This window comes from Streptomyces sp. NPDC086549 (assembly GCF_044746205.1).
Classification (GTDB): Bacteria; Actinomycetota; Actinomycetes; order Streptomycetales; family Streptomycetaceae; genus Streptomyces.
This window is the reverse complement of sequence record NZ_JBIVBS010000007.1, coordinates 265,778-290,943: the sequence shown is the minus strand read 5'-3', so window position 1 is coordinate 290,943 and position 25,166 is coordinate 265,778. Positions and strand designations below refer to the sequence as shown.

Annotated in this window: 19 protein-coding genes and 1 riboswitch; of the genes, 9 read left to right on the top strand and 10 right to left on the bottom strand. The window is 69.9% G+C overall.

What is annotated here, in order from left to right; all coding sequences use genetic code 11:
• Nucleotides 1-3: 3 nt before the first annotated feature.
• Genes ACIPSA_RS23865 through ACIPSA_RS23850 form a run of 4 tightly spaced genes read right to left on the bottom strand, consistent with a single transcriptional unit; the run spans nucleotide 4 to nucleotide 3,567 of the window.
• Nucleotides 4-723 carry an ABC transporter permease subunit gene (locus tag ACIPSA_RS23865; protein ID WP_402637994.1) on the bottom strand — a complete coding sequence of 240 codons (720 nt, stop codon included), beginning with the start codon at nucleotides 721-723 and terminating at the stop codon, nucleotides 4-6.
• 10 nt (nucleotides 724-733) lie between these two features.
• Complete coding sequence (locus tag ACIPSA_RS23860; RefSeq protein ID WP_402637993.1) at nucleotides 734-1,645, bottom strand: ABC transporter ATP-binding protein; 912 nt, start codon at nucleotides 1,643-1,645, stop codon at nucleotides 734-736.
• 52 nt (nucleotides 1,646-1,697) lie between these two features.
• The gene (locus tag ACIPSA_RS23855) at nucleotides 1,698-2,615 is read right to left on the bottom strand and encodes an ABC transporter permease (RefSeq protein ID WP_402637992.1); all 918 of its coding nucleotides are present in this window, start codon (nucleotides 2,613-2,615) and stop codon (nucleotides 1,698-1,700) included.
• The gene (locus ACIPSA_RS23850; protein WP_402638136.1) at nucleotides 2,605-3,567 is read right to left on the bottom strand and encodes an ABC transporter ATP-binding protein; all 963 of its coding nucleotides are present in this window, start codon (nucleotides 3,565-3,567) and stop codon (nucleotides 2,605-2,607) included. The genes ACIPSA_RS23855 and ACIPSA_RS23850 overlap by 11 nt, the downstream gene beginning before the upstream one ends.
• A 281-nt stretch (nucleotides 3,568-3,848) precedes the next feature.
• On the opposite strand from ACIPSA_RS23850, the gene ACIPSA_RS23845 reads away from it, so the two are divergent.
• The 4 genes from ACIPSA_RS23845 to ACIPSA_RS23830 all read left to right on the top strand — a co-directional run bounded on the left by ACIPSA_RS23845 (nucleotide 3,849) and on the right by ACIPSA_RS23830 (nucleotide 8,460).
• The gene (locus tag ACIPSA_RS23845) at nucleotides 3,849-5,606 is read left to right on the top strand and encodes an SDR family oxidoreductase (protein WP_402637991.1); all 1,758 of its coding nucleotides are present in this window, start codon (nucleotides 3,849-3,851) and stop codon (nucleotides 5,604-5,606) included.
• 281 nt (nucleotides 5,607-5,887) lie between these two features.
• Nucleotides 5,888-6,436 carry an RNA 2'-phosphotransferase gene (locus ACIPSA_RS23840; protein ID WP_402638135.1) on the top strand — a complete coding sequence of 183 codons (549 nt, stop codon included), beginning with the start codon at nucleotides 5,888-5,890 and terminating at the stop codon, nucleotides 6,434-6,436.
• Nucleotides 6,437-6,568: 132 nt separating this feature from the next.
• Nucleotides 6,569-7,480, top strand: coding sequence for an LLM class flavin-dependent oxidoreductase (locus ACIPSA_RS23835; protein ID WP_402637990.1), 912 nt, complete (start codon nucleotides 6,569-6,571; stop codon nucleotides 7,478-7,480).
• Between the two features lie 89 nt (nucleotides 7,481-7,569).
• The gene (locus ACIPSA_RS23830) at nucleotides 7,570-8,460 is read left to right on the top strand and encodes an HAD hydrolase family protein (protein WP_402637989.1); all 891 of its coding nucleotides are present in this window, start codon (nucleotides 7,570-7,572) and stop codon (nucleotides 8,458-8,460) included.
• Between the two features lie 40 nt (nucleotides 8,461-8,500).
• On the opposite strand, the gene cydD is transcribed toward ACIPSA_RS23830, so the two are convergent.
• From cydD to hisC, 4 genes are all read right to left on the bottom strand, one after another.
• Nucleotides 8,501-12,013 (bottom strand): thiol reductant ABC exporter subunit CydD, encoded by a 3,513-nt coding sequence (gene cydD, locus ACIPSA_RS23825; protein ID WP_402637988.1) that lies wholly within the window; start codon nucleotides 12,011-12,013, stop codon nucleotides 8,501-8,503.
• 70 nt (nucleotides 12,014-12,083) lie between these two features.
• A complete protein-coding gene (cydB, locus tag ACIPSA_RS23820) occupies nucleotides 12,084-13,088 on the bottom strand; it encodes a cytochrome d ubiquinol oxidase subunit II (protein ID WP_402637987.1) in 1,005 nt (334 codons plus the stop codon).
• Between the two features lie 18 nt (nucleotides 13,089-13,106).
• On the bottom strand, nucleotides 13,107-14,615 hold the full coding sequence (locus ACIPSA_RS23815) for a cytochrome ubiquinol oxidase subunit I (protein ID WP_402637986.1): 1,509 nt from the start codon (nucleotides 14,613-14,615) through the stop codon (nucleotides 13,107-13,109).
• 270 nt (nucleotides 14,616-14,885) lie between these two features.
• Nucleotides 14,886-15,965: a histidinol-phosphate transaminase gene (gene hisC, locus ACIPSA_RS23810; protein ID WP_402637985.1), complete on the bottom strand. Its 1,080-nt coding sequence runs from the start codon at nucleotides 15,963-15,965 to the stop codon at nucleotides 14,886-14,888.
• A 439-nt stretch (nucleotides 15,966-16,404) separates the two neighbouring features.
• Here hisC and ACIPSA_RS23805 point away from each other — a divergent pair, with 439 nt between their 5' ends.
• The 4 genes from ACIPSA_RS23805 (at nucleotide 16,405) to ACIPSA_RS23790 (ending at nucleotide 20,781) form a co-directional block, all read left to right on the top strand.
• Complete coding sequence (locus ACIPSA_RS23805) at nucleotides 16,405-17,517, top strand: LacI family DNA-binding transcriptional regulator (RefSeq protein WP_402637984.1); 1,113 nt, start codon at nucleotides 16,405-16,407, stop codon at nucleotides 17,515-17,517.
• Between the two features lie 533 nt (nucleotides 17,518-18,050).
• Entirely contained in the window at nucleotides 18,051-19,127 is a 1,077-nt protein-coding gene (locus ACIPSA_RS23800; RefSeq protein WP_402637983.1) for a metallophosphoesterase, read from the top strand.
• A gap of 182 nt (nucleotides 19,128-19,309) precedes the next feature.
• Nucleotides 19,310-20,176, top strand: coding sequence for a hypothetical protein (locus tag ACIPSA_RS23795; RefSeq protein WP_402637982.1), 867 nt, complete (start codon nucleotides 19,310-19,312; stop codon nucleotides 20,174-20,176).
• Between the two features lie 173 nt (nucleotides 20,177-20,349).
• Entirely contained in the window at nucleotides 20,350-20,781 is a 432-nt protein-coding gene (locus ACIPSA_RS23790; RefSeq protein WP_402637981.1) for a hypothetical protein, read from the top strand.
• A gap of 93 nt (nucleotides 20,782-20,874) precedes the next feature.
• On the opposite strand, the gene ACIPSA_RS23785 is transcribed toward ACIPSA_RS23790, so the two are convergent.
• Both ACIPSA_RS23785 and thiC read right to left on the bottom strand, forming a co-directional pair.
• Nucleotides 20,875-21,504: a pyridoxamine 5'-phosphate oxidase family protein gene (locus ACIPSA_RS23785; RefSeq protein WP_402637980.1), complete on the bottom strand. Its 630-nt coding sequence runs from the start codon at nucleotides 21,502-21,504 to the stop codon at nucleotides 20,875-20,877.
• 153 nt (nucleotides 21,505-21,657) lie between these two features.
• Nucleotides 21,658-23,484 carry a phosphomethylpyrimidine synthase ThiC gene (thiC, locus tag ACIPSA_RS23780; protein ID WP_402637979.1) on the bottom strand — a complete coding sequence of 609 codons (1,827 nt, stop codon included), beginning with the start codon at nucleotides 23,482-23,484 and terminating at the stop codon, nucleotides 21,658-21,660.
• Nucleotides 23,477-23,656: riboswitch (TPP riboswitch) on the bottom strand. It overlaps the preceding gene by 8 nt.
• 80 nt (nucleotides 23,657-23,736) lie before the next feature.
• Here thiC and ACIPSA_RS23775 point away from each other — a divergent pair.
• Entirely contained in the window at nucleotides 23,737-25,155 is a 1,419-nt protein-coding gene (locus tag ACIPSA_RS23775) for a YibE/F family protein (RefSeq protein WP_402638134.1), read from the top strand.
• Nucleotides 25,156-25,166 lie beyond the last annotated feature (11 nt).

Sequence of the window (25,166 nt, the reverse complement as noted above, 5' to 3'; positions counted from 1 at the left end):
CGCCTACTCCTCGCCCGCGAGCGTCAGCGACCGCAGCTTCTGTCCCGCGTACCAGGTGGCCAGGACGGTGACCGAGACCAGCAGCACCGTGGCCGTCGTCAGGCTGACGTCCGAGGTGACCAGGTCCCCGCCCGTCACCTTGTGGGCGACCGCCAGCGACCACTGCTGGACGCTGAGCGTGCGCGCACCCGAGACGAGAGAACCGAACAGTGCCTCCCAGACGAGGGCGTAGACGAGCCCGAAGACCACCGCGTGCCGCGACACCGTGCCCAGGAGCAGGAAGAGGGCCGCGTAGGCGATGGAGGCGACCAGGGCCGCGACCGTGTAGGCGACGGCTATCTGCTGACCGTTGCCGTTGAGGACGAAGCCCGCGATCAGGGTCGGCACCGCGGAGAACACCATCGTCACCGCGATCGCCACGATCAGCTTGGTGACGATGATCGTGGGCCGCTTGATCGGCTTGGACAGCAGGTACACCACCGAGCCGTCGTCGATCTCCGGGCCGATCGCGCCGGTGCCCGCGATGACGCCGATGATCGGCACCATCGTGGCGAGCGCCAGCCCGCCGAGCAGGTCGGCCGCCGTCTGGTCGTCGGCGCCGGCCAGGCCGCGCACCACCACGGAGATCGCGATCAGCAGCAGCGGCAGCGCGCCGAGGATGAGGGCCCGGCGACGGCCGAGCAGGGCCCGGTAGGTGAGCCGGGCGACTGTGGGGTCGTACATCTTCGGCCTCCTACGCCGCGACCAGATACGAGAAGACGGACTCCAGGGACTCGTCCGAGGGCGAGACCGTGAGCAGCCGGATGCCGTGGTCGCGGGCGACCCTCGGCAGCAGGGCCGTGAACCGGCCGAAGTCGACGGCCTGGACGCGCAGCGCGCCCTCCGCGAGGTCGACCTCGATGCCGGACGTTGACGGATCGGCGATCAGCGCGGCCGCGAGGGCACGGTCGTCGCTGGAGCGCACCAGGTAGCGGTGCGGCCGGTCGGTCATCAGACGGCGGATCCTGCGGAAGTCACCGCTGGCCGCGTGCCGTCCCGCGACCACGACCTCGATGTGCCGGGCAAGCTGCTCGACCTCTTCGAGGATGTGGGACGAGAACAGCACCGTGCGGCCTTCGTCGCCCATCCGCCGCAGCAGTTCCATGAGTTGCATGCGCTGGCGCGGGTCCATGCCGTTGAACGGCTCGTCCAGCAGGAGCAGCGACGGGTCGTGGACGAGGGCGCTCGCCATCTTCACGCGCTGCCGCATGCCCTTGGAGTACGTGGAGATCTTCCGGTCCTGCGCGTACTCCATCTCGACCGTGGCCAGGGCCCGCCCGGCGGCCTTGGCGCCGAGACCGTGCAACTCGGCGTTGGCGACGACGAATTCACGGCCGGTGAGGAAGTCGTACATCGCCTCACGCTCGGGGACGATGCCGATGTGCTTGTAGATGGCCTCGTTGCGCCACACCGGCTGCCCGTCGAGGGTGACGGTGCCGGTGGAGGGGGCCAGGAAGCCGCCCATCATGTTGATGAGGGTGGACTTCCCGGCGCCGTTGGGGCCGAGCAGGCCGGTGACGCCGGGGCCGATGGTCATGGTGATGTCGTTGACGGCGACCACATTGCCGAACCAACGGGAGACGTGGTCGATGGTAAGAGTGCTCATGGGCGCAGCCCATTCCTTGGAAGGGTGGTGGCGGGCGACGGGCTGGGCGTGGTCACAGGCCCACCTTCTTGTAGCGGCGCACGAGGAGGCCGTAGCTCGCGGCGATGAGGCCCAGGACGACGAGCGCGTAGACCACGCCCTCCCCCTTCGTGGGACCGATCCCGCCGGGAAACGCCGAGCTGGCGCCGAGGAACGCGGACTGGACTCCGTCGATCAGTGTGACGGGCGAGAAGAGGCCGATCCAGGGGATGGCGCTGGTGCTGTTCTGCGCCTGGGCGATGGCCTGGAGCGTGGAGACCGCGCCGTAGGAGATCGTCATGACGGCGATGACGGCCGCGATACCGAAGCCCCGCCGCGGGGTGACCGAGGCGATGACCAGTCCGATACCGGCGAACAGCAACGAGAGCAGTGTCACGGAGACGAGTCCCTGTGCGAATCCCTTGGTCTGGTCGGCGAAGTCGAGCTTGGCCAGCAGCGCGCCGATGTAGAGCACGAGCAGCGGAGCCGCGGTGAGGATGAACAGCGCGGAGGCCAGCGCCGCGTACTTCGCGCGCACGTAGTCCGCGGTCTCGATCGGCCGCGAGAAGTACAGCGGCACGGTCTTGAAGCGCAGGTCGCGCGAGACGGACTGGGGCGCCTGCGAGGCGACGTACAGGCTGATGACGGCCTGCATGATGATCGCGTAACGCGTGTAGTCGACAGGCAGGTCCTTCGCCTTCGTGGCGACCGCGACGGCGACCATGATGGCCGCGGGCACGCACATCACCACGAACAGCAGCATCGGCAGCACCTTGGACTTGACCGAGCGGCCGAGGCCGTAGGAGCCGCGCAGGGACTGCGAGTAGAGCGAGCGAGTGGCGTAGGAGCGGCCGAGGCGGGGGCCGTCGTAGGTGCGGTAGCCGATGTTGTGGATGCGGGTCTGGTCACCCGACGGTGGGACAGATGTCCGCACTGGCTGCTCAACGGCCATGGCCGACCGCCTCCTTCCGCTGCTCGTCCTCGTTCGTGAAGACCTCCGAGATGTGGTGCCTTCGCTGCTCCATGCGCACCAGGCCGAGACCCAGGTCGGCGACGACGTCCCGCACCAGGTCGTACGTCTCCTCGCCCTCCGCGGTCAGCAGCAGGATGTGGCCGGCGCCCGGCAGGCCGCTGCCGTCCTCGACGGTCACCCCGCGCGCGTGGAGCGCCTCGCGCATCGCGCGCGTGCCGTCCGGGTGCTCGTCGGTGTCGGTGACCTCGAGCGCGAGGGTCGTCGTGATCTGGGTGAAGTCCCTGGTGGAGCTGGAGCGCAGGAGCTTTCCGCCGTCGACGACGACGACGTGGTCACAGGTGCGCTCCAGTTCGCCCAGCAGGTGCGAGGTGACCAGGACCGAGATGCCGAAGTCGGTGTGGATGCGGCGGATCAGGCCGAGCATCTCGTCGCGGCCGACCGGGTCGAGGCCGTTGGTCGGCTCGTCCAGGAACACCAGCTGCGGGTCGTGGACGAGTGCCTGGGCGAGCTTCACCCGCTGCTTCATGCCGGTCGAGTAGCCGCCGATGGGGCGGTAGCGCTCCTCGTACAGGCCGACATGCCGCAGGGTGTCCGCGGTGCGCTCACGTGCCGCGGTCGGCGGCAGGCCGGACATGCGGGCCATGTGGACGACGAACTCGGTGGCCGAGACGTCGGGCGGCAGGCAGTCGTGCTCCGGCATGTAGCCGACCCGCTCGCGGATGGCGGCGCCCTCGGTGGCGACGTCGAGGCCGAGCACCTCGGCACGGCCCTCGGAGGCGGGGGACAGACCCAGCAGGATCTTGATCAGTGTGGACTTGCCGGCTCCATTGGCACCCACGAGCCCCGTCACACCGGGCCCCACGTCCACGGAGAGCCGGTCAAGTGCGGTCACCCGGGGGAACCGCTTGCTCAGGCTTTCGGTCGCGATCACAGTCACGTCTTCGAAGGTAGTGACGCAGAACACGCCGGTCGTCAGACCGCAGAGCCGTCTTCGCATCAGACTCGAGTATTACGGGACCCTGAGGGATCCCCTGCCTGAGAGCTATCCGCACCCGCACACCGGGCGTTGTCCACAGCCCTTGATCCCCCCTATTGACGCTTCCTCTAACAACTGCCACATTCACCAGTGTCACGTTCCGGACACGTACCGCAGTCGACGGGACGGGTGGCATGACGACGGCATTGAGACGTGCGGCGCTGGACGGAGGACAGGTGACGGCTCTGAAGGGCGCGCGGGAGCGCCGGGTGCGCACAGGCGGGGTCGAGCTGTGCGTGGCGGAGTTCGGGGACCCGGCCCAGCCGACGGTGGTTCTCGTGCACGGCTACCCGGACAGCAAGGAGGTGTGGTCGGAGGTCGCCGTCCGCCTCGCCGACCGCTTTCACGTCGTGCTGTACGACGTCCGGGGCCACGGCCGCTCGACGGCACCGAAGCCACTGCGCGGCGGGTTCACGCTGGCGAAGCTCACGGACGACTTCCTGGCCGTCGTGGACGCGGTCAGCCCGGACCGGCCGGTGCACCTGGTGGGGCACGACTGGGGTTCGGTGCAGTCGTGGGAGTTCGTCACGGTCAAGCACACCGAGGGTCGCATCGCCTCCTTCACCTCGATGTCCGGCCCGTCCCTCGACCACTTCGGTCACTGGATCAACGCGCGCGTGAAGCGCCCGACGCCCCGCCGTGTGGGCCAGCTCCTCGGCCAGGGTGCCAAGTCCTGGTACGTCTACCTCCTGCACACCCCCGCCCTGCCCGAACTGGCCTGGCGCGGCCCCCTCGGCAAACGCTGGCCGAAGATCCTGGAACGGGTCGAAAAGGTCCCCGGCGGCGACTACCCGACCTCGTCACTCCCCACGGACGCCGCACACGGCGCCTGGCTGTACCGGGACAACGTGCGGCCCCGGCTGCTCAGGCCTCGTCCCGACGCGTACGCGCACGCGCCCGTGCAGCTCATCACGCCCCTGGGAGACGCGTTCCTCTCCGAGAGGCTGTACGACGAACTGGAGCGGTGGGCGCCGCAGTTGACCCGGCGGACGCTTCCCGCCAAACACTGGGTGCCACGCACCCGCCCCGATCAACTGGCCGCCTGGATCGAAGAGTTCGTCACCGGTGTCGAGGAGGGTCGCCCGGTGGTGAAGCCCGGTGGGCGCTACTCCGACCGTTTCGGCGGCCGGCTCGTGCTGGTCACCGGCGCGGGCAGCGGTATCGGCCGCGCGACGGCGTTCGCCTTCGCGGAGGCGGGCGCGCGCGTGGTGGCCGTCGACCGGGACACGGAGTCCGCCGCCCGCACCGCGGAGCTGTCCCTGCTGCTCGGCGCCCCGAAGGCCTGGGCGGAGACCGTCGACGTCTCCGACGAGCAGGCCATGGAGAAGCTGGCCGAGAAGGTCGCCGCCGAGTACGGCGTCGTGGACGTGCTGGTCAACAACGCGGGCATCGGGCTGTCCGGCTCCTTCTTCGCCACGACACCGGACGACTGGCGCAAGGTTCTGGACGTCAACCTGTGGGGCGTCATCCACGGCTGCCTCTTCTTCGGCGGGCAGATGGCCGAGCGGGGCCAGGGCGGCCACATCGTCAACATCGCGTCGGCGGCCGCTTACCAGCCCTCCAGGGCGCTGCCCGCCTACAGCACCTCCAAGGCGGCCGTACTGATGCTGTCCGAGTGCCTGCGTGCCGAACTCGCCGGACGGGACATCGGCGTGACGGCGATCTGCCCCGGCTTCGTCAACACCAACATCACATCCACCGCACGCTTCACGGGAGTTGACGCGGAGGAGGAACGGCGCCGCCAGAAGCGGACGGCTCGCCTGTACGGGCTGCGGAACTATCCGCCGGAGAAGGTGGCGAAGGCGATCCTGCGGGCGGTGGCACGCAATGAGGCGGTGGTACCGGTGACCCCGGAGGCCCGGGGTGCACATCTCATGTCCCGTGTCCTGCCGGGGGCGTTGAGGGCGATCGCCCGGGTGGAACCGCGGCTGTGAGACGGCCGATTCATCTTCCTTCATCCACACGGGACTTGACGGCCCATGAGTGAACCCGAGGTCCGCGCAAGGCCCTTGGACGCCCTGCCAGCAAGTCACGGCAGCATTACCGATCTTGACGAAACCCCCTGAACCGCCCACTAGTTGTCCACAACTTCGCCAATTCACCTGTGGATAACGGGACTTGCTTGTGGACCAAACCTCCAGACGAAAATTGGCTGCGTGATCCGCGTCTCTCCCGGCACGCTGGAGGGGTGAACGAAAGAGAGACGGACGAAGAGATGGACGAGAGGCGCACCGTGAAGGTGTCGAAGTACCTCTCGAAGCACCTGCGCCACCAGCCCGAACGAATCGGCCTCACCCTCGACGAGGGCGGCTGGGTCGAGATCGACACCTTGATCGCCGCGGCGGCCGCGCACGGATTCCGGTTCAGCCGCGCAGAGCTCGACCACGTGGTGGCCGCCAACGACAAGAAGCGGTTCGCGATCGAGGGCACGCGGATCCGCGCCAGCCAGGGCCACAGCATCGAGGTCGACCTGGGACTGCCCCCGGCGACTCCGCCGCCGTATCTGTACCACGGGACCGTCGCCCGCAATCTGGAGTCGATCCGCGCCGCGGGCCTCAAGCCCATGAACAGGCACGACGTGCACCTTTCGGCCGACCGTGAGACCGCCACCCGGGTCGGCGCACGCCGCGGCCGCCCCGTCGTGCTCACGGTCGACGCGGCCGCCATGCACCGCGACGGCCACGTCTTCCACGTCAGCGCCAACGGGGTATGGCTGACGAAGGCCGTACCGCCCCGCTACCTGCGGTTCTCCGAGCCCCACTGATCCACGCACGCCGAACCGGTCCGCGTACACCGAGTCCGGCGCCCCGCCCACGGCCACCGCGCCCCGTGGCCGAGCGGCCTCGTACGGTGACCGTTTCGTCCGTTGCGCGCGGGCCCCCTTAGTCTCGGACGCATGAGTCTGCGTCTGAGCACCGTGATCCTCCCGTACCGCCGCTGGCACGAAGGCGGCCGTTCGGCCTGGACACGTGCCGAGCAGCTCGGCTTCCACACCGCCTACACCTACGACCACCTGTCCTGGCGCAGCTTCCGCGACGGCCCATGGTTCGGCGCGATTCCGACGCTGACCGCCGCCGCGGCCACCACCGACCGGCTTCGTCTGGGCACGCTGGTGACCTCGCCGAACTTCCGGCACCCGGTGACCCTCGCCAAGGAACTCATCTCCCTCGACGACATCTCCGGCGGCCGGGTCACGCTGGGCATCGGCGCGGGCGGTACCGGCTTCGACGCCACAGCTCTTCTGAGCAGCGGTCAGGACCCGTGGACCCCGCGCGAGCGCGCGGACCGGTTCGCCGAGTTCGTGCCGCTGCTGGACCGGCTGCTCACCGAGGACTCGGTGTCGCACCAGGGCGACTTCTACTCGGCGCACGAGGCACACAACATCCCGGGCTGCGTACAGCGCCCCCGGCTGCCCTTCGCCGTGGCCGCCACCGGTCCGCGCGGGCTGAGGCTCGCCGCGCAGTACGGGCAGGCGTGGGTGACCACCGGCGACCCCAAGCTGTACGAGAACGGCACGCCGGAGCAGTCCGTCCAGGCACTGCGCGGCCAGACCGAAAAGCTGGCCGACGCCTGCGCCACGCTCGGGCGGGACGTGGACGGCCTCGACAAGATCCTGCTCACCGGCTTCACCCCGGACCGCGGCCGGCCGCTGGAGTCCCTGGACGCGTTCGTGGACTTCGCGGGCCGCCACCAGGAGCTGGGCTTCACCGAGATCGTGATCCACTGGCCCATCCCCGACTCGGACTTCGCCGCGGACGAGAAGGTCTTCGAGCAGATCGCCATGGAGGCCCCGGTACAGCTGCGCTGACCCGGCCCCCGATCACCGGGCCACGCCGGCATCGGCTACGAGTCATCTGTGTCTCATCTGTGCGCACTCCCGCATGGCCGTGCTGGCATATGCGGGAGAATGGCGCGGTGACCTCAGCGACCCGAACGCCCGAGACCCCGGCCTCCCCCATCCTCCAGCCGCGCCTGATCGCCACTGATCTCGACGGCACGCTGCTGCGTGACGACAAGTCGGTGTCCCCGCGTACGGTCGCAGCTCTGGCCGCCGCCGAGGAAGCGGGCATCGAGGTCTTCTTCGTGACGGGCCGCCCGGCGCGCTGGATGGACGTCGTCAGTGCCCACGTCCACGGACACGGCCTGGCGATCTGCGGCAACGGCGCCGCCGTGGTCGACCTGCACGGCGGCCCGGGCACCCATCGGTTCGTGAAGGTGCGCGAACTGGCCCGGGAGAACGCCCTGGACGCCGTACGCCTGCTGCGCGACGCGGTGCCGGGCACGGTCTACGCGGTGGAGCAGACGTACGGCTTCCACCAGGAACCGGCGTACCCGAAGCTGCACATGGAGATACCGGACAATCTGGCGCCCGCCGAGGAGCTCCTGGCCCCCGACGGCCCGGGTGCCACCGAGCCCGTGCTCAAGATCCTCGCCTATCACCCGGACCTCGATCCCGACGCCTTCCTCACCCTCGCCCGCCTCGCCGTCGGCGACCGCGCGAACGTCACCCGCTCCAGCCCCAGCGCTCTGCTGGAGCTGAGCGGCCCCGATGTCTCCAAGGCCAGCACCCTCGCCCTGTGCTGCGCCGAGCGCGGCATCTCGCACGAGGAGGTCGTAGCCTTCGGGGACATGCCCAACGACGTGGAGATGCTGACCTGGGCAGGCCGGTCGTACGCCATGGGCAACGCACACCCGGACGTGATCGCCGCGGCATCGGGACGTACGGTCGCCAACAACGACGACGGGGTGGCCGTCGTCATCGAGCAGCTGCTGGCGGATCGGCCGTAGCTGCCCCGGGCGCGGCGGGTACGGGGGCTTCGGCGGGCCGTCAGCCGAGCCCCACCAGTAGCTCCGCCTCCGCCTCACGTTCCGCCATGCCCCGCAACGGCCCCTCCACGGCGGCCAGCTCGGCGTAGGGTCCCCGCTGCACCACGCGTCCCCCGTCCAGCACGATCACCTCGTCCACCGCTTCCAGTCCGGCGAGGCGGTGGGTGATGAGCAGGGTTGTACGGCCCTCGGTGGCGGCCAGCAGATCGGCGGTGAGCGCGTCGGCCGTGGGCAGGTCCAGATGTTCGGCGGGCTCGTCGAGCACGAGGACCGGGAAGTCGGCGAGCAGCGCGCGGGCGAGCGCCAGCCGCTGCCGCTGCCCGCCGGACAGCATGGCTCCGTGCTCGCCGACGAGCGTGTCGAGCCCGTCGGGCAGCCCGTCCGCCCAGTCGAGCAGCCGGGCCCGCGCCAGCGCGTCCCGCAGGTCGGCCTCGGTCGCGTCCTTCTTGGCGAGCAGCAGGTTCTCGCGCACGGAGCTGTCGAAGAGGTGCGCGTCCTGGGCACACAGCCCGACGAGCCGCCGTACGTCGTCGCCGTCCAGCGCGTACGCGTCCACACCGGCCAGCGTGTAGGAGCCGGCGTCCGGGTCGAGGAAGCGCAGCAGTACCTGGGCGAGGGTCGTCTTGCCGGCCCCGGACGGCCCGACCACGGCGATCCGGCGCCCCTCCTCCAGCGTCAGGTCGAGCCCGGCAAGGGCCTCCCGGTGCTGCCCGGGGTGACGGGCGCCCAGCCCCTTCACGACGACCGGGAACGGTGCCGCGGGCGCCTGCCGAGGCCGCTCCGGCTCCCATACCGGCTCGGGGGCGTCCAGTACCTCGTACACGCGCTCCGCGCTCCTGCGCACCCGCTGCCGGTACCGCGCGGCGACCGGCAGCCCGAGCACCGCCTCGAAGGCGGCCAGCGGGGTGAGGACGACCACGGCCATCGCCACACCGTCCAGCCGGCCCCCGGCGACCGCCTGGGCGCCCAGCAGGGCGGTGGCCGCCACGGTCAGGCCGGAGACGAGCGCGGTGAGCCCGTCACCGAGCGCTGTGGCGGTGGCGGCGCGCGAGGCGATCCGGGTGAGTGTGCCGTCGGCCCGCCGGGCGGCGTCGGTGCGGGCGGGCAGCGCGCCGGCGACCGTCAGTTCGGCGGTGCCGGTGAGCAGGTCGGTCACGCGTGTCGCGAGCACTCCGCGGGCGGGGGCCAGCCTGCGTTCGGCACGCCGCGCCACGGCACCGGTCAGCAGAGGTACGCCGACCCCGGCCGCGAGCAGTCCCGCGCCGAGCACGGCGCCGGCCCCGGGCAGCAGCCATGCCGTGAACGCGACCGACCAGGCGGAGACGGCCACCGCGACCCCGGCGGGCAGCAGCCAGCGCAGCCAGTAGTCCTGCAGCGCGTCCACGTCCGCGACGAGGCGGGACAGCAGGTCGCCCCTGCGGGCCGTACGGAGCCCGGCGGGGGCCAGCCGCTCCAGCCGCCGGTACACGGCGACCCGGGTGTCGGCCAGCATCCGCAGCACGGCGTCGTGCGACACCAGTCGCTCCGCGTACCGGAACACGGCGCGCCCGATCCCGAAGGCCCGCGTTGCGGTCACGGCCACCATCAGATACAGCACGGGCGGCTGTTGCGAGGCCCGCGAGATGAGCCATCCGGAGGTGGCCATCAGCCCGACGGCACAGCCGAGCGCCAGACTCCCGAGCAGCAGCGCGAGGGCCAGGCGTCCGCGCCGGGGGCCGGCGAGAACGCGAACACGAGCGAGGATCCGCCCCTTGGGCTTCGTGGGGCCCGCTTCGGGCCCGTCCTCGGCAACACCGTCGGCCGGCACCGCCTCGACGGAGCGCGCGTCCTGGGACCCGGCAACGGCGGAACCGGGGAAGGCGGTGGCCGCGGTGCCGGAGAACTCGGCCGCCTCCAGCCGCACCACGCGGTCGGCAACGCCGAGCAACGCCGGCCGGTGCACCACCAGCAGCACGGTCCGCCCCACCGCCAGCCGCCGCACCGCCGCCACGACCTCGGCCTCGGTCGCCCCGTCGAGCGCGGCCGTCGGTTCGTCCAGCAGCAGTACGGGCCGGTCCGCGAGGAACGCCCGGGCCAGCGCGAGCCGCTGCCGCTGCCCGGCGGAGAGACCGGCTCCGTCCTCGCCCAGCACGGTCCCGGGCCCCTCGGGCAGCGCGTCCACGAACTCCAGCGCCCCCGCGTCGCGCAGCGCCCGCCGTACGGCGTCGTCGTCCGCTTCGGGGCGCGCCAGCCGTACGTTCTCCGCGATCGTCCCGGCGTACAGGTGCGGCCGCTGCGGCACCCACGCGATGCGCGACCGCCACTGCTCCAGGTCGACGTCGGCAAGATCGGCTCCCCCGATCCGCACCCGACCCTCGGCGGGCCGTACGAATCCCAGCAGGACGGTCAGCAGCGTCGACTTGCCCGCACCGCTCGGCCCGACCAGGGCGACGGTCTCACCGGGTTCGACGGCGAAGGACACGTCCGTCACGGCGTCCCCGGACCGCCCGGGGTACCGGACCGTCACCCCCTCGAAGGCGAGCGCGCCCGAGGGCACCGCTCCGGTCCCGGACTCCGGCACCGGAGTCTCCAGCACGGCGAAGATCTCCTCGGCCGCGGCAAGCCCCTCCGCGGCCGCGTGGTACTGCGCCCCGACCTGGCGCAGCGGCAGATACGCCTCGGGCGCCAGCACCAGGATGACCAGCCCGATGTACAGGTCCATGTCGCCGTGCACGAGCCGCATGCCGATCGTCACCGCGACCAGGGCGACGGACAGCGTCGCGAGCAGTTCCAGCGCGAAGGAGGAGAGGAAGGCGATCCGCAGGGTCCGCATGGTCGCCTGCCGGTACTCGCCGGTGATGCGGCGAATGGACTCGGCCTGCGCCTTGGCACGTCCGAACACCTTCAGGGTGGGCAGCCCCGCGACGACGTCCAGGAAGTGCCCCGAGAGCCGGGACAGCAGCCGCCACTGACGGTCGGTCCGGGACTGGGTGGCCCAGCCGATCAGCACCATGAAGAGAGGGATGAGCGGCAGGGTGCAGACGATGATCGCCGCCGACACCCAGTCCTCGGTGACGATCCGCGCCAGCACCGCGACCGGCACGACCACCGCGAGGCCCAACTGCGGGAGGTAGCGCGAGAAGTAGTCGTCGAGGGCGTCGACTCCCCGTGTGGCGAGGGTGACCAGCGAACCGGTCCGCTGCCCGCTCAGCCACCCGGGGCCGAGCGCCGCCGCCCGCTCCAGCAGCCGTCCGCGCAGCTCGGACTTCACCGCCGCGCTCGCCCGGTGCGCGGCCAGCTCGGTGAGCCAGGAGACCAGCGCGCGGCCGCCCGCGACGGCCGCCAACAGCAGCAGGGGAGTGTGCAGTTCACCGGCCGACTGGCCGTGCTGGAAGGCGCCGACCACCACGTCGGCGATGAGCATGGCCTGCGCGATGACGAGTCCGGCGCCGAGGGCACCCAGGGCGACGACCGCCACCAGGAAGAGACGCGTGGCGCGTGCGTAGCGCAGAAGGCGCGGATCGATGGGTTTCACGTGAAACATACCCTTCGGCCTGAGGAGGGGTGTTTCACGTGAAACATCGCGAACACCCCTCCTGCCGGACTCAGTGCGCGGCTTCGGCGATGTGCTGCGTGCCGATCCGCTTGCGGAACACCCAGTACGTCCACCCCTGGTAGAGCAGCACGATCGGCGTGGCGACCCCGGCGCACCAGGTCATGATCTTCAGGGTGTACGGGGTCGACGAGGCGTTGGTGACCGTGAGGCTCCAGTCGCTGTTGAGCGAGGACGGCATGACGTTCGGGAAGAGCGACAGGAAGAGCATCGCCACGGCGGCCACGATGGTGACGCCGGACAGGGCGAACGACCAGCCCTCGCGCCCCGCCTGGTTGGCCACGAGCGCGGCGACCAGGGCGAGGACCGCCACGATCATGGCCACGAGGCTCTTGCCGTCACCGCTGTCGACCTGCGTCCACAGCAGGAAGATCACCGCGAACACGGCCGTGACGAGACCGACCCACAACGCCAGCCTCCGCGCCCGCTCCCGGATGTCCCCCACCGTCTTGAGCGCGGTGAACACCGCACCGTGGAAGGTGAACAGCGTCAGCGTCACCAGACCGCCGAGGAGCGCGTACGGGTTGAGCAGGTCCCCCACGTTGCCGACGTACTCGAAGTTCCGGTCGATCTTCACGCCCCGGACGATGTTGCCGAAGGCCACACCCCACAGGAACGCGGGGATCAGCGAGGTCCAGAAGATCGCCGTCTCCCAGTTCCGCTGCCAGTTCTCCTCGGGCCGCTTCGCCCGGTACTCGAACGCGACACCCCGGACGATCAAGCAGACCAGGATGGCCAGCAGCGGCAGGTAGAAGCCGGAGAAGAGGGTGGCGTACCACTCGGGGAAGGCGGCGAAGGTCGCGCCGCCCGCCGTGAGCAGCCACACCTCGTTGCCGTCCCAGACGGGGCCGATGGTGTTGATCAACACCCGCTTCTCGGGCCGGTTCCGGGCGAGGAGCTTGGTGAGGATGCCGACCCCGAAGTCGAAACCCTCCAGGAAGAAGTAGCCGGTCCACAGGACGGCGATCAGGACGAACCAGACGTCGTGAAGTTCCATGACTGCAGCTCCCTCGGCCTAGTACGAGAAGGCCATCGGCTTGTCGGCGTCACGGGAGTCGCCGCCGATCTTCGTGGGCGGGTTGAGGTCGGCCTCGGTGAGTTCGGGCGGGCCGACCTTGACGTACTTCACCAGCAGCTTGACCTCGACGACGGCGAGGATGGCGTACAGCGCGGTGAAGACGCTCATGGAGGTGAGGACCTCGGCCTGGGAGACGCCGGGGGAGACCGCGTGCCGGGTCTGCAGGACGCCGTAGACGACCCAGGGCTGACGGCCCATCTCGGTGAAGATCCAGCCCCAGGAGTTGGCGATCAGCGGGAAGCCCAGGGTCCAGATCGCGATGCGCCAGTACCAGGTGGTGAGCTTCGGGCTGAGCGCCTTGTTCTTGAAGAGGACCAGGTGCGGCACTTCGTCGTCGCCCACCCGCAGGTGCTGCGGAAGCATGAACCTCTTCCGGGTCAGCCAGAGTCCGGCCAGGCCGATGGCGAAGGACGCCATGCCGAAGCCGATCATCCAGCGGAAGGCCCAGAAGGTGACGGGGATGTTGGGCCGGTAGTCGCCGGGCCCGAACTTCTGCTGCTCGGCCTTGTTGACGTCGTTGATGCCGGGGACGTGCGAGCTGAAGTCGTCGTCGGCCAGGAAGGACAGCAGGCCGGGGATCTCGACCGCGACAGTGTTGTGGCCCTTGTCCACGTCGCCGTACGCGAAGATCGAGAACGGAGCGGAGTCCTGGCCGTCCCACAGGGCCTCGGCGGCGGCCATCTTCATCGGCTGCTGCTTGAACATCACCTTGCCGAGGGTGTCGCCGCTGACCGCGGTGAGCAGGCCGGCGATGACCACGGTGATCAGACCGAGCCGCAGCGAGGTCTTCATCTCCGTGATGTGCTTCTTGCGGGACAGGTGGTAGGCGGCGATGCCGACCATGAAGGCGCCGCCGGTCAGGAAGGCCGCGGAGAGGGTGTGGAAGGCCTGGGCCAGGGCGGTGTTCTGGGTCAGGACGTGCCAGAAGTCGGTGAGCTCAGCCCGCCCCTTCGCCTTGTTGATCCTGTAGCCGACGGGGTGCTGCATCCACGAGTTGGCCGCGAGGATGAAGTACGCGGACAGGAACGTGCCGATCGAGACCATCCATATGCAGGCCAGGTGGATCTTCTTGGGCAGCTTGTCCCAGCCGAAGATCCACAGGCCGATGAAGGTGGACTCGAAGAAGAACGCGATCAGGGACTCGAAGGCGAGCGGGGCACCGAAGATGTCGCCGACGAAGCGCGAGTAGTCCGACCAGTTCATGCCGAACTGGAACTCCTGCACGATGCCGGTGGCGACACCCATCGCGATGTTGATCAGGAAGAGCTTGCCCCAGAACTTCGTCGCTCTGAGGTACTTCTCCTTCTCCGTGCGTACCCAGGCGGTCTGCAGCCCGGCCGTGAGGGCGGCCAGGGAGATCGTCAGCGGGACGAACAGGAAGTGGTAGACGGTGGTGATGCCGAACTGCCAACGCGCCAGTGTCTCCGGCGCCAAAGCCAACTCCACGACGTCAGTCTCCTTCCGTGCCGTGGTAACGCGGCAATTTGCCCCTTATGTCACACACATCAGCGGAGCAACCGGGACACGCTTGTGAACGCGTTCACATTCACAAGCAATTATGACGCATAGCCGTTCGACACCGGAGGGGTGGGGGTCCCCAAGGCGAACCAGCAGGTCCGCGCGGGTGTGGACCGATGGGCCCATGGCGCGCACCACTGGTCCCGTGAGGCGACGCATGCCGCCTCACGGGACCGTCGTGCACCGTCCTGGGCCGCCTCAGAGTTCCTTGCGGAACCCTTCCGCCACCTTCAGGAAGATGTCGTTCGCCTCGTCCTCCCCGACCGTGACCCGCACACCCTCGCCCGGGAACGGCCGGACCACGACACCGTGCTGTTCGCAGGCCGCCGCGAAGGCCGCCGTGCGCTCCCCCAGCCGCAGCCAGACGAAATTGGCCTGAGTCTCGGGCACGGTCCAGCCCTGGGCACGCAGCGCGTCCACCACGCGCGTGCGCTGGCACACCAGCGAGCCCACCCGGCCGAGCAGTTCGTCCTCGGCGCGCAGCGAAGCGATCGCCGCCTCCTGCGCGAGCTGGCTCACGCCGAACGGCACGGCCGTCTTACGCAGCGCCGCCGCCACCGGCTCATGCGCGATCGCGAATCCCACGCGCAGCCCGGCGAGTCCGTACGCCTTCGAGAAGGTACGCAGAACACAGACGTTCGGCCGCTCGCGGTAGAGCGTCACCCCGTCCGGCACCTCCGGGTCGCGGATGAACTCCCGGTAGGCCTCGTCCAGCACCACCAGCACATCGCCGGGCACCCGGTCGAGGAACCGCTCGAGCTCGGGCCGCCGTACGACCGTGCCCGTCGGGTTGTTGGGGTTGCAGACGAAAATCAGCCGGGTCCGGTCCGTGATCGCGTCCGCCATCGCGTCCAGGTCGTGCACATCGCCCGGGGTGAGCGGCACCTGCACCGACCGCGCGCCGTTGATCTGCGTGATGATCGGGTAGGCCTCGAAGGACCGCCAGGCGTAGATGACCTCGTCGCCGGGCCCGCTGGTGGCCTGGATCAGCTGCTGGGCGACGCCGACGGAACCGGTGCCGGTCGCCAGGTGGGAGAGCGGGACGGCGAAGCGCTCGGACAGCTCGTTCATCAGCCCGGTGCACGCCATGTCCGGGTAGCGGTTGAAGTTCGAGGCGGCTGCGGTCACCGACTCCATGATCCCGGGCAGCGGCGGATAGGGGTTCTCGTTGGAGGACAGCTTGTAGGCGACCGGGCCGTCGGCCGCGGCTGGCTTGCCCGGCTTGTAGGTGGGGATCCCCTCCAGCTCGGCGCGCAGCTTGGGGCTCGTCTCGCTCACCGCAGTCCTCCTCGCGACCACCGGCGGACCGTCAGCGCCACCGGCTTCCAATACTGCTCACCTTATGAGGATTCGGCGCGCCTGCGTACGGGTCAAAAGCCGCGGAAAACAGTGAGGCGCAAACCACATCAGCCCCACCCGCATCAGGGGCATCACGGCATGAAGGCGCACGAAACGGGGGGCGTGCCGCACATATATCTACGCGCCGGTGGCTCACGCCGTGGCGCGCATCGCTCGTGAAGGTGAGTTGAGACCTCTTCGAAACATCGGACACTTGGCAGGCCCATGCGCGCCGACGAGTCACGTCTTGCCATTGGATCGTTCAACTGACTTTCTTTCTAAGGAAGTTGACCCGTAATGACCATGCAGAAACGTGCCTGCCAACGCGTGCATATGCGTCCGCACTACCCCACCGCATGAGCCCTACTATCGGCTCGCCATGACAGCAGCAGGGAAGCACCAGGTGAGCCGCGCGGAAACCTCACGTCGAGGCAGCCGGCCGGGTCGGGCGGGCATCAGAGACGTGGCCGCCGCCGCCGGGGTCTCCATCACGACCGTCTCCGACGCCCTCAACGGCAAGGGCCGGCTCCCGGACGCCACCCGGCGCCATGTCCGCGAGGTCGCCGACCGGCTGGGGTACCGTCCCTCGGCCGCCGCCCGCACCCTCCGTACCGGCAAGTCGGGACTCATCGGCCTGACGGTGACGACGTACGGGGATGAACCTTTCACCTTCACCGAGTTCGCGTACTTCGCCGAAATGGCCCGCGCCGCTACCTCGGCCGCGCTAGCCCGCGGCTACGCCCTCGTCATCCTGCCCGCGACCTCCCGCCACGACGTGTGGTCGAACGTCGCCCTGGACGGCACGGTCGTCATCGACCCCTCCGACCAGGACCCGGTGGTCAGCGAGTTGGTCCGGCAGGGTCTGCCGGTCGTCTCCGACGGCCGCCCGGCCGGGTCGCTCCCCGTCACCGCGTGGGTCGACAACGACCACGAGGCCGCCGTACTCGGCATCCTCGACCATCTGGCCGCCGCGGGCGCCCGCCGGATCGGCCTGCTCACGGGGACGACGACGGACACGTACACCCATCTGTCGACCACCGCGTACCTGCACTGGTGCGAGCGGGTCGGCCAGGACCCGGTGTACGAGGCCTACCCGGCGCACGATCCGTGCGCGGGCGCCGTCGCCGCCGACCGGCTGCTGGCCCGCCCGGACCGCCCTGACGCCGTCTACGGCCTCTTCGACCCCAACGGCACCGACCTGCTGGCCGCCGCGCGCCGCTACGGGCTGCGCGTCCCGGACGACCTGCTGCTGGTGTGCTGCAGCGAATCCACGGTGTACGCCAACACCGAGCCGCCCATCACCACGCTCTCCCTGAAGCCCCGCCGCATCGGCACGGCGGTGGTCCAGCTCCTCATCGACGCTATCGAGGGAGTCGAGTCGGACCACCCCGTCGAGCAGGTGATACCGACCGAACTGATCGTGCGCACGTCGTCCCAGCGCCGTCCGCCGCGCACGACGGTCAGCCCGCCACGGGTACCGGAGGAGAAGTAGCCCAGCGGTCGCCGGCCGGTGCCGTGCGCGGGTCCGGCGGCGGAGGGGCGGAGGGTCCCTGCGGAGGGAGGCGTCGGCCCGACACCCCGGTCGTCCGGCCGGACCGCGGGTGGGGCGGCGGCAGCGGCAGCGGCAGCGGCAGCGGCAGCGGCGACAACGGAGACAGCCGGTCACAAGTGCGTCACACCTCGGGGGCAGGACTCGACAGCCTTACGCCGGCACTGACGCGCTCGACGACGAGGGGCCGTCCAGCGCGGCGACAGCGGGTTTTCGGCGTGCGACAGCGGGTCGTCAGCCTGACGCCAGGAGGTCGTCCGCTCGGTGCCAGGGGTTCTCCAGTCGGCCATCGGGCGGTGAAAGCCCTGCCCAAACGGGGCGAAAGCCGCGTCGAACCGGAGTCTTGCTCTGATTCACCACCCCTGGGTCATCACACGGCGCGATCCGCATTCCTATGATGGGCCCACGACACCGCGGGCCGCTGCGACCAGGCAGTCCGATCAGGTGCAGATGCGGCGCGATGGTGGAGGGGTCTGATGACTCAGGGGGCCGGTCGGGGACCCGAGGTGGAGCGGACGGCGACTGTGCGCGACTTCCGGGTACCCGCGTATGTCCACGAGACCGGTCCGTATGCCCAGAGCACCCACCCCGGCGACACCGTCGCCCCCGTGACCGAGGGCTATCCGGAGGGGTACACGCCCACTCAGCGCGACCTGCCCGTCATCAACCGGGGTGACACGCTCCAGATGCCCGTGGAACCGGCGACCGCACCTGCCCCGCAGGCGGCCACCGGCCCGGGTCCGCTGTTCGTCGTCGGGGACGTGCACGGCTACCTCGACGACCTGGTCGCCGCCCTCCAGGAGAAGGACCTGATCGACTCCGCCGGCCAGTGGTGCGCGGGCACCACCCGGCTGTGGTTCCTCGGCGACTTCACCGACCGCGGCCCGGACGGCATCGGCGTCATCGACCTGGTGATGCGGCTGTCCGCCGAGGCCGCCGCGGCCGGCGGCTACTGCAAGGCCCTCATGGGCAACCACGAGCTCCTGCTGCTCGGCGCCAAGCGGTTCGGCGACACCCCCGTCAACTCCGGCGCGGGCACCGCAACCTTCCAGGCGGCCTGGCTGCTCAACGGCGGCCAGAAGACCGACATGGACCGTCTCCAGGACCATCATCTGCAGTGGATGGCCCGGCTCGACGCCATCGAGGAGGTCGACGGCTATCTGCTCGTCCACTCCGACACCACCGCCTACCTCGACTACGGCGACTCGATCGAGGCGGTGAACGACACCGTCCGCGAAACCCTCACCCGCAACGACGCGGACGAGGTGTGGGATCTGTTCCGCAAGTTCACCAAGCGCTTCTCCTTCCGCGACGAGGGCGGCGCCGACGCCGTGCGCTCCCTCCTCGATACGTACGGCGGGACCCGCATCGTTCACGGCCACAGCCCCATTCCGTACCTCCTGGGCGAGGCCGGGTCCGAGGACGGCGAGGAGAGCGGCGGTCCCGTGGTCGAGGGACCGCACGTCTACGCCGACGGCCTCGCCATCGGCATGGACGGCGGGGTGACCATGGCCGGAAAACTGCTGGTCCAACAACTTCCGCTGGATATCTGAGCGTTCAGCGGGCAGGCGTCCCCCCGACGGCGTACCAGTGGGCCATCACCCAATTTCTGGCAACCCCCTGTCACCGCGTGCCGTCGCGGCTCTACCATCGGCTTATCCGTAGCAGGCTCCCCTCCGTTTCTGCCCGACGGCTCGCCGGCGTGCGAGCCCCAAGCCCTACGGAGCATCGGGGGATGCACATGAACAGCGTTCCGCAGCACCTGCACAGCGAGGACCGCCAGGAATACGAGCGGATCCTCGATGAGGCGCTGCGCTCCGCACCGACCCGCCCGGAACTGGCCGCCGTGGGACAGCGGCTGAACACCGAACAGCTGCGCACCATGGCGCTCAACGCCACCACACTCATCACGGCGGCCGCGGCGACCGAGTACCAGCACTACGTGAAGGTCCGCGAGGAACTGCGCCACCAGGCGTCGTCCACCCCGTCGTCCACCAGTGAATCCGGCTCCGAGGAGCCGGGCGCGGGCGCGATGGGGCTCGCCACCACCCTCGGCGAGGCCGCCGAGACCGCCGGCGCGGGCGCCGTCGCCGTCGTCGCGGTCCTCGCCCCCGTCCTTGCCGGAACCGCCGCGGCGATCTTCCTGCTCGTCGGCTACATACTGAAGATGCTGGACCCCCAGCCGTCGTTCGCCCAGACCATGCTGACCGCCGGATGGGTGTTCGGCGCCATGACCGCGGCCGCGATCCTCGTCGCCGCCGTCGGGCTGTTGCTCACCGCCCTGCGCAACAGCCCCGCGCTGGACGCCGGAACCTACGGCGAGGCGCACGGGGAGGTGTCCCGGGCCAGGGAAGCCTGGCGGGAGGCCCTGCTGGAGCGCGGCATTCTGCCGTTCCTGAAGGAAGCGCTCGCCGACCCGGGCACGACCGCACTGCACCCTACGGCCCCGCCGGCGCCGACCAGCCGCATGCCCCGCCTGGGCTACGACCGCCCCGGCTTCAGCAGCCCCGACGACGGCTCCACCCCGGGCCCCCGCCCGAGCTTCACCAGCCCGGACTACACGAGCCCGGACTTCGGAGGCCCGGAACACCAGCCGGAATAGCCCCGGCTTGCGCCCCCGGCGGGGGCGCAAGCCGGACAACCAACCCCACACCCACGGCGGACGGGGCCTCTCGGCATGTCTCCGGCCGGGTCGGCAACCGCGCTCCGGAAAGCTGCGGGCCCCCTCCGGGTGCGCATGGGGGCCGTCCCGGGGCCACCCCGGGGCCATCCCGGATGTCCGCGCGCTCCGGCACGGGCAGCATCGACGACCATGACTTCCCTCTCCCGACGTTCCCTGACGGGTGCCTGTGCCTTGGGCGCCCTGGAGACCTGGTCTCGACCGCCGACGACCTCTCCCGGTTCCAACAGGCTCTGTTCTCCGGGGCGTTGCTGCCACCACGTGCGACGGAGAAGCTGTTCGCCCTGCCGCCGGACACGGTGCGCATGCTGGACGGCAGCCCGGCCCGCTACAGCATGGGCCTGCAGACGGCCACGGTGAACGGTGTGGCGTTCTGGGGCGAGACCGGCGAGAACTACGGCTACCGCGCCCGTCTGTTCGCCACCCGCGATCTGACCACTCGCTTCGTCCTGTCCTACACCCCGACTCCGCTGAACGCCGCCGAGGAGATGACGAACCGGGTCGTGACCGTCCTCACCGCCGCCTGACCACGACCGGGCCGCGGCACCGGTCCCTCCGGCCCGAGCACCGAAAGCGCGGGCCGGAGAGTCCCGGAACGCGGTGGTGACGTGAGGCGGAGGTCAGCCGTACAGGCGCTCGCCGTACTGCGGCCCGTAGTACCTGTCGAGCTCCTCCAGGCTCTCCGGACGCTGCTCCAGGACCTTGGCGATCCGGGAGCGCGACGGGGCCGCGTCCGGGTTCCAGCTGTCCGCCTTCCAGAGTCCGGCCCGCAGCAGAGCCTTCGGGCAGTGGTAGAAGACCTCGTCGACCTCGACCAGCAGAGCCAGCTTCGGGCGGCTTCCCTTCACTGCCATCCGGCCGAAGAACGGAGCGTCCTCAAGGATGCGTGCCCGTCCGTTGATGCGCAGGGTGTCGCCGCGGCCGGGTACCAGGTAGAGCAGCCCGACATGCGGATTGCTCAGTATGTTGCGGAGCCCGTCGCCGCGCCGGTTTCCGGGCCTGTCCGGTATGGCGATCGTCGTGTCGTCGAGGACCAGAGTGAAGCCGGCCGGATCGCCCTTCGGCGACGTGTCGCAACTGCCGTCGGCCGCCGACGTCGACACCAGGCAGAAGGGCGACGCGGCCAACCACTGCTTGTCGTATTCGTGGAGACTGGTCCGCACCTTGTCCGCCGCTGTCGGCGTCGGCTCCCCGAGCAATTCGCCCAGCCGCTCGTGTGACGTCACCTCGACCAGATCCGTAAGGACCACGGCCCACCCCCTCCGTTCGGTACGTGATCACCCGGCCGAGCGTAGGGCAGTTGCCTTCGGTCGGGCAGTACGGGTCATCGCAAGGAGACGCCGCAAGGCGCTGCCTTGGACAGCCATGCGCCATCCAGGGGCAGCGCCCTGAGTGGCCGCGCGTCAGTCCGCCATCGGCAGGTACACCCGGTTCCCGCCGGCCGCGAACTCCTTGGACTTCTGGAGCATCCCCTCGGCGATCTCCTCGGCAGAGGCGCCCTCGGCCACATCACCGCCGAACCGCTCCGCGATGCTTTGGCTGATCTTCATCGAGCAGAACTTGGGCCCGCACATGGAGCAGAAGTGGGCCGTCTTGGCGGGTTCGGCCGGAAGTGTCTCGTCATGGAACTCCCGTGCCGTGTCCGGGTCCAGGGCGAGGTTGAACTGGTCCTCCCAGCGGAACTCGAAGCGAGCGTCGGACAGCGCGTCGTCCCATTCCTGCGCACCTGGGTGCCCCTTGGCGAGGTCGGCTGCGTGGGCGGCGATCTTGTAGGTGATGACGCCGGTCTTGACGTCGTCACGGTTGGGCAGGCCCAAGTGCTCCTTGGGCGTGACATAGCAGAGCATGGCCGTGCCCCACCAGGCGATCATCGCGGCACCGATGCCGGAGGTGATGTGGTCGTACGCCGGCGCGACGTCCGTCGTCAGCGGGCCGAGCGTATAGAACGGAGCTTCATCGCAGATCTCCTGCTGAAGGTCGATGTTCTCCTTGATCTTGTGCATCGGGACATGTCCCGGGCCCTCGATCATGGTCTGAACATTGAAACGCTTCGCGATCCGGTTGAGTTCCCCGAGCGTCCGCAACTCCGCGAACTGCGCCTCGTCGTTCGCGTCCGCGATCGAACCCGGCCGCAGGCCGTCCCCCAGCGAGTACGTGACGTCGTAGGCCGCGAGGATCTCGCAGAGCTCCTCGAAGTTCTCGTACAGGAACGACTCCTTGTGGTGCGCGAGGCACCAGGCCGCCATGATCGAGCCGCCGCGCGAGACGATGCCGGTCTTGCGGTTCGCCGTGAGCGGCACGTACGACAGGCGGACGCCCGCGTGGACCGTCATGTAGTCCACGCCCTGCTCGGCCTGCTCTATGACCGTGTCCCTGTAGATGTCCCAGGTCAGCTCCTCGGCCCTGCCGTCGACCTTCTCCAGGGCCTGATAGAGCGGCACCGTGCCGATGGGGACGGGGGAGTTGCGCAGCACCCACTCGCGGGTGGTGTGGATGTTACGACCGGTGGACAGGTCCATGACCGTGTCGGCGCCCCAGCGGGTCGCCCAGGTCATCTTCTCGACCTCCTCCTCGATGGAGGACGTCACCGCGGAGTTGCCGATGTTGGCGTTGACCTTCACCAGGAACCGCTTGCCGATGATCATCGGCTCGATCTCCGGGTGGTTGACGTTGGCGGGCAGCACGGCCCGGCCCGCCGCGATCTCCTCGCGGACCACCTCGGGAGAAACGTTCTCCCGGACGGCCACGAACTCCATCTCCGGCGTGATCTCGCCCCGGCGGGCATAGGCCAGCTGCGTCACCGCCTTGCCATCACGGCTGCGGCGCGGCTGCCGGGGACGGCCCGGGAACACCGCGTCGAGGTTGCGCAGGCCCCCGCGGGGAGACGTGTGCTTGATCCCGTCGTCCTCGGGGCGGACGGGACGTCCCGCGTACTCCTCGGTGTCGCCGCGGGCGATGATCCAGTTCTCCCGCAGCGGTGGCAAGCCCCTGCGGACATCTGTTTCGGCGAGTGGATCGGTGTACGGGCCGGAGGTGTCGTAGAGCGTGACCGACTGCCCGTTGGTGAGATGCACCTGACGGACCGGCACGCGCAGATCGGGGCGTGAGCCCTCGATGTACCCCTTGTGCCAGCCGATGGACTTCCCGGCCTCCCCGCTGGTTGCGTCGGCCGCGTTTCCACTGGCCGCGTTCTGCGTGGAGGCAGGCGTGCGTGCGTCCTTGTTGGTCATGAGACCTACTCCCTACGCCGGCATTACCCGGTAACAGGTTCAGCGGTCGACGCAGCGGTTTCCGTCTCTGGCGGTGTTTCGTGTGAAACAACTCATGTTCCACGTGAAACACCGTGAATACGGAGGTCAGCGCCCTCTCAGCCCGGTGCTCCGAGCTCCCGCGTGTGCAAAGGTGCCTCCACGCTAGCGTCAATTCGGCCGCGGTGAACAGAGGGCCCCTGTGGTTCTTGCGATGATCGGTCGGTGACCACGATGCAGCAGGATCCGCACGGCCACGGCCACGGGCAGGGCCAAGGGCACAGGCCGGAGCACAGTGAGGGGCCCGGCCACGACCACGGTCAGGGCTCCGGATCCGGCAGCGGCGGACACGGCCACTCGCACAGTCACAGTCACGGCCCCGCAACGCCCGTCTCCAGGCACCTGCGCAAGGTCATCGCGGCGATCCTGATCCCGTTCACCGCGGCAGTCGTGGTCGGGCTCGTGGTCCTCTGGCCCGGCGGAGCCCCGTCCCACGCGCGCACGGGGGTCGGCTTCGACCGGCAGACACAGCAGGCCACGGTCACCAAGGTCGTCGAGGTGAGCTGCAAGTCGGTGAACGCCTCGGGAGGGGCCCCGACCGGTGACACCTCCACCGCCGAGGGCAACTCCGCGCAGCAGGAGGCGAACGGTACCTGCAAGAAGGCGACCGTCCGGGTGGACACCGGCAAGGACGAGGGCCGTACGTTCACGGAGATCGTCCAGCCCGACCAGCCGCGGCAGTTGCACCAGGGCGAGAAGGTCGTGGCCGCGTACGAGCCCTCGGCGCCGAAGGATCTGCAGTACTCGGTCGCCGACGTGAACCGGAAGTTCCCGATGGCGCTGCTGGCCGGCATCTTCGCGCTCGCCGTCGTGGTGGTGGGCCGGTTGCGCGGCATCATGGCGCTCGTCGCGCTGGCCGTCAGCTTCCTGGTGCTGACCCTCTTCATCCTGCCCGCGATCCTGCAGGGCTCGAACCCGCTGGTTGTGGCGGTGGTCGGGGCGAGTGCCATCATGCTGATCGCGCTCTACATGTGCCACGGCCTCTCGGCCCGGACATCGGTCGCGGTGCTCGGCACGCTGGTCTCGCTCGTGCTGATCGGCATCCTGGGCTCGGAGTTCATCGACTGGGCGGCGCTGACGGGCAACACGGACGACAGCACCGGTCTGATCCACGGGCTGTATCCGTCGATCGACATGAGCGGACTGCTGCTGGCCGGCGTCATCATCGGCTCACTCGGCGTTCTGGACGACGTGACGGTCACACAGACGTCGGCCGTCTGGGAACTGCACGAGGCCAATCCGTCGATGGGCTGGCGCGGGCTGTACCGGGCGGGCATCCGTATCGGCCGCGACCACATCGCGTCCGTCGTCAACACGCTCGTCCTCGCCTATGCCGGTGCCGCGCTGCCGCTGCTGTTGCTCTTCTCGATCGCTCAGAGCAGCGTGGCGACCGTCGCGAACAGCGAACTCGTGTCGGAGGAGATCGTGCGCACCCTGGTCGGCTCGATCGGTCTCGTCGCCTCGGTGCCGGTCACCACGGCCCTCGCCGCCCTGGTGGTGTCGGCCGACCGGCCGGCCCCGGAGACGGCGACGCCCGCCGGGGCCCAGCCGGTCGCGGCGCGCGGCGGGAGAGGCCGGCGCCGCAAGAGGTGACGTTCCGGCAG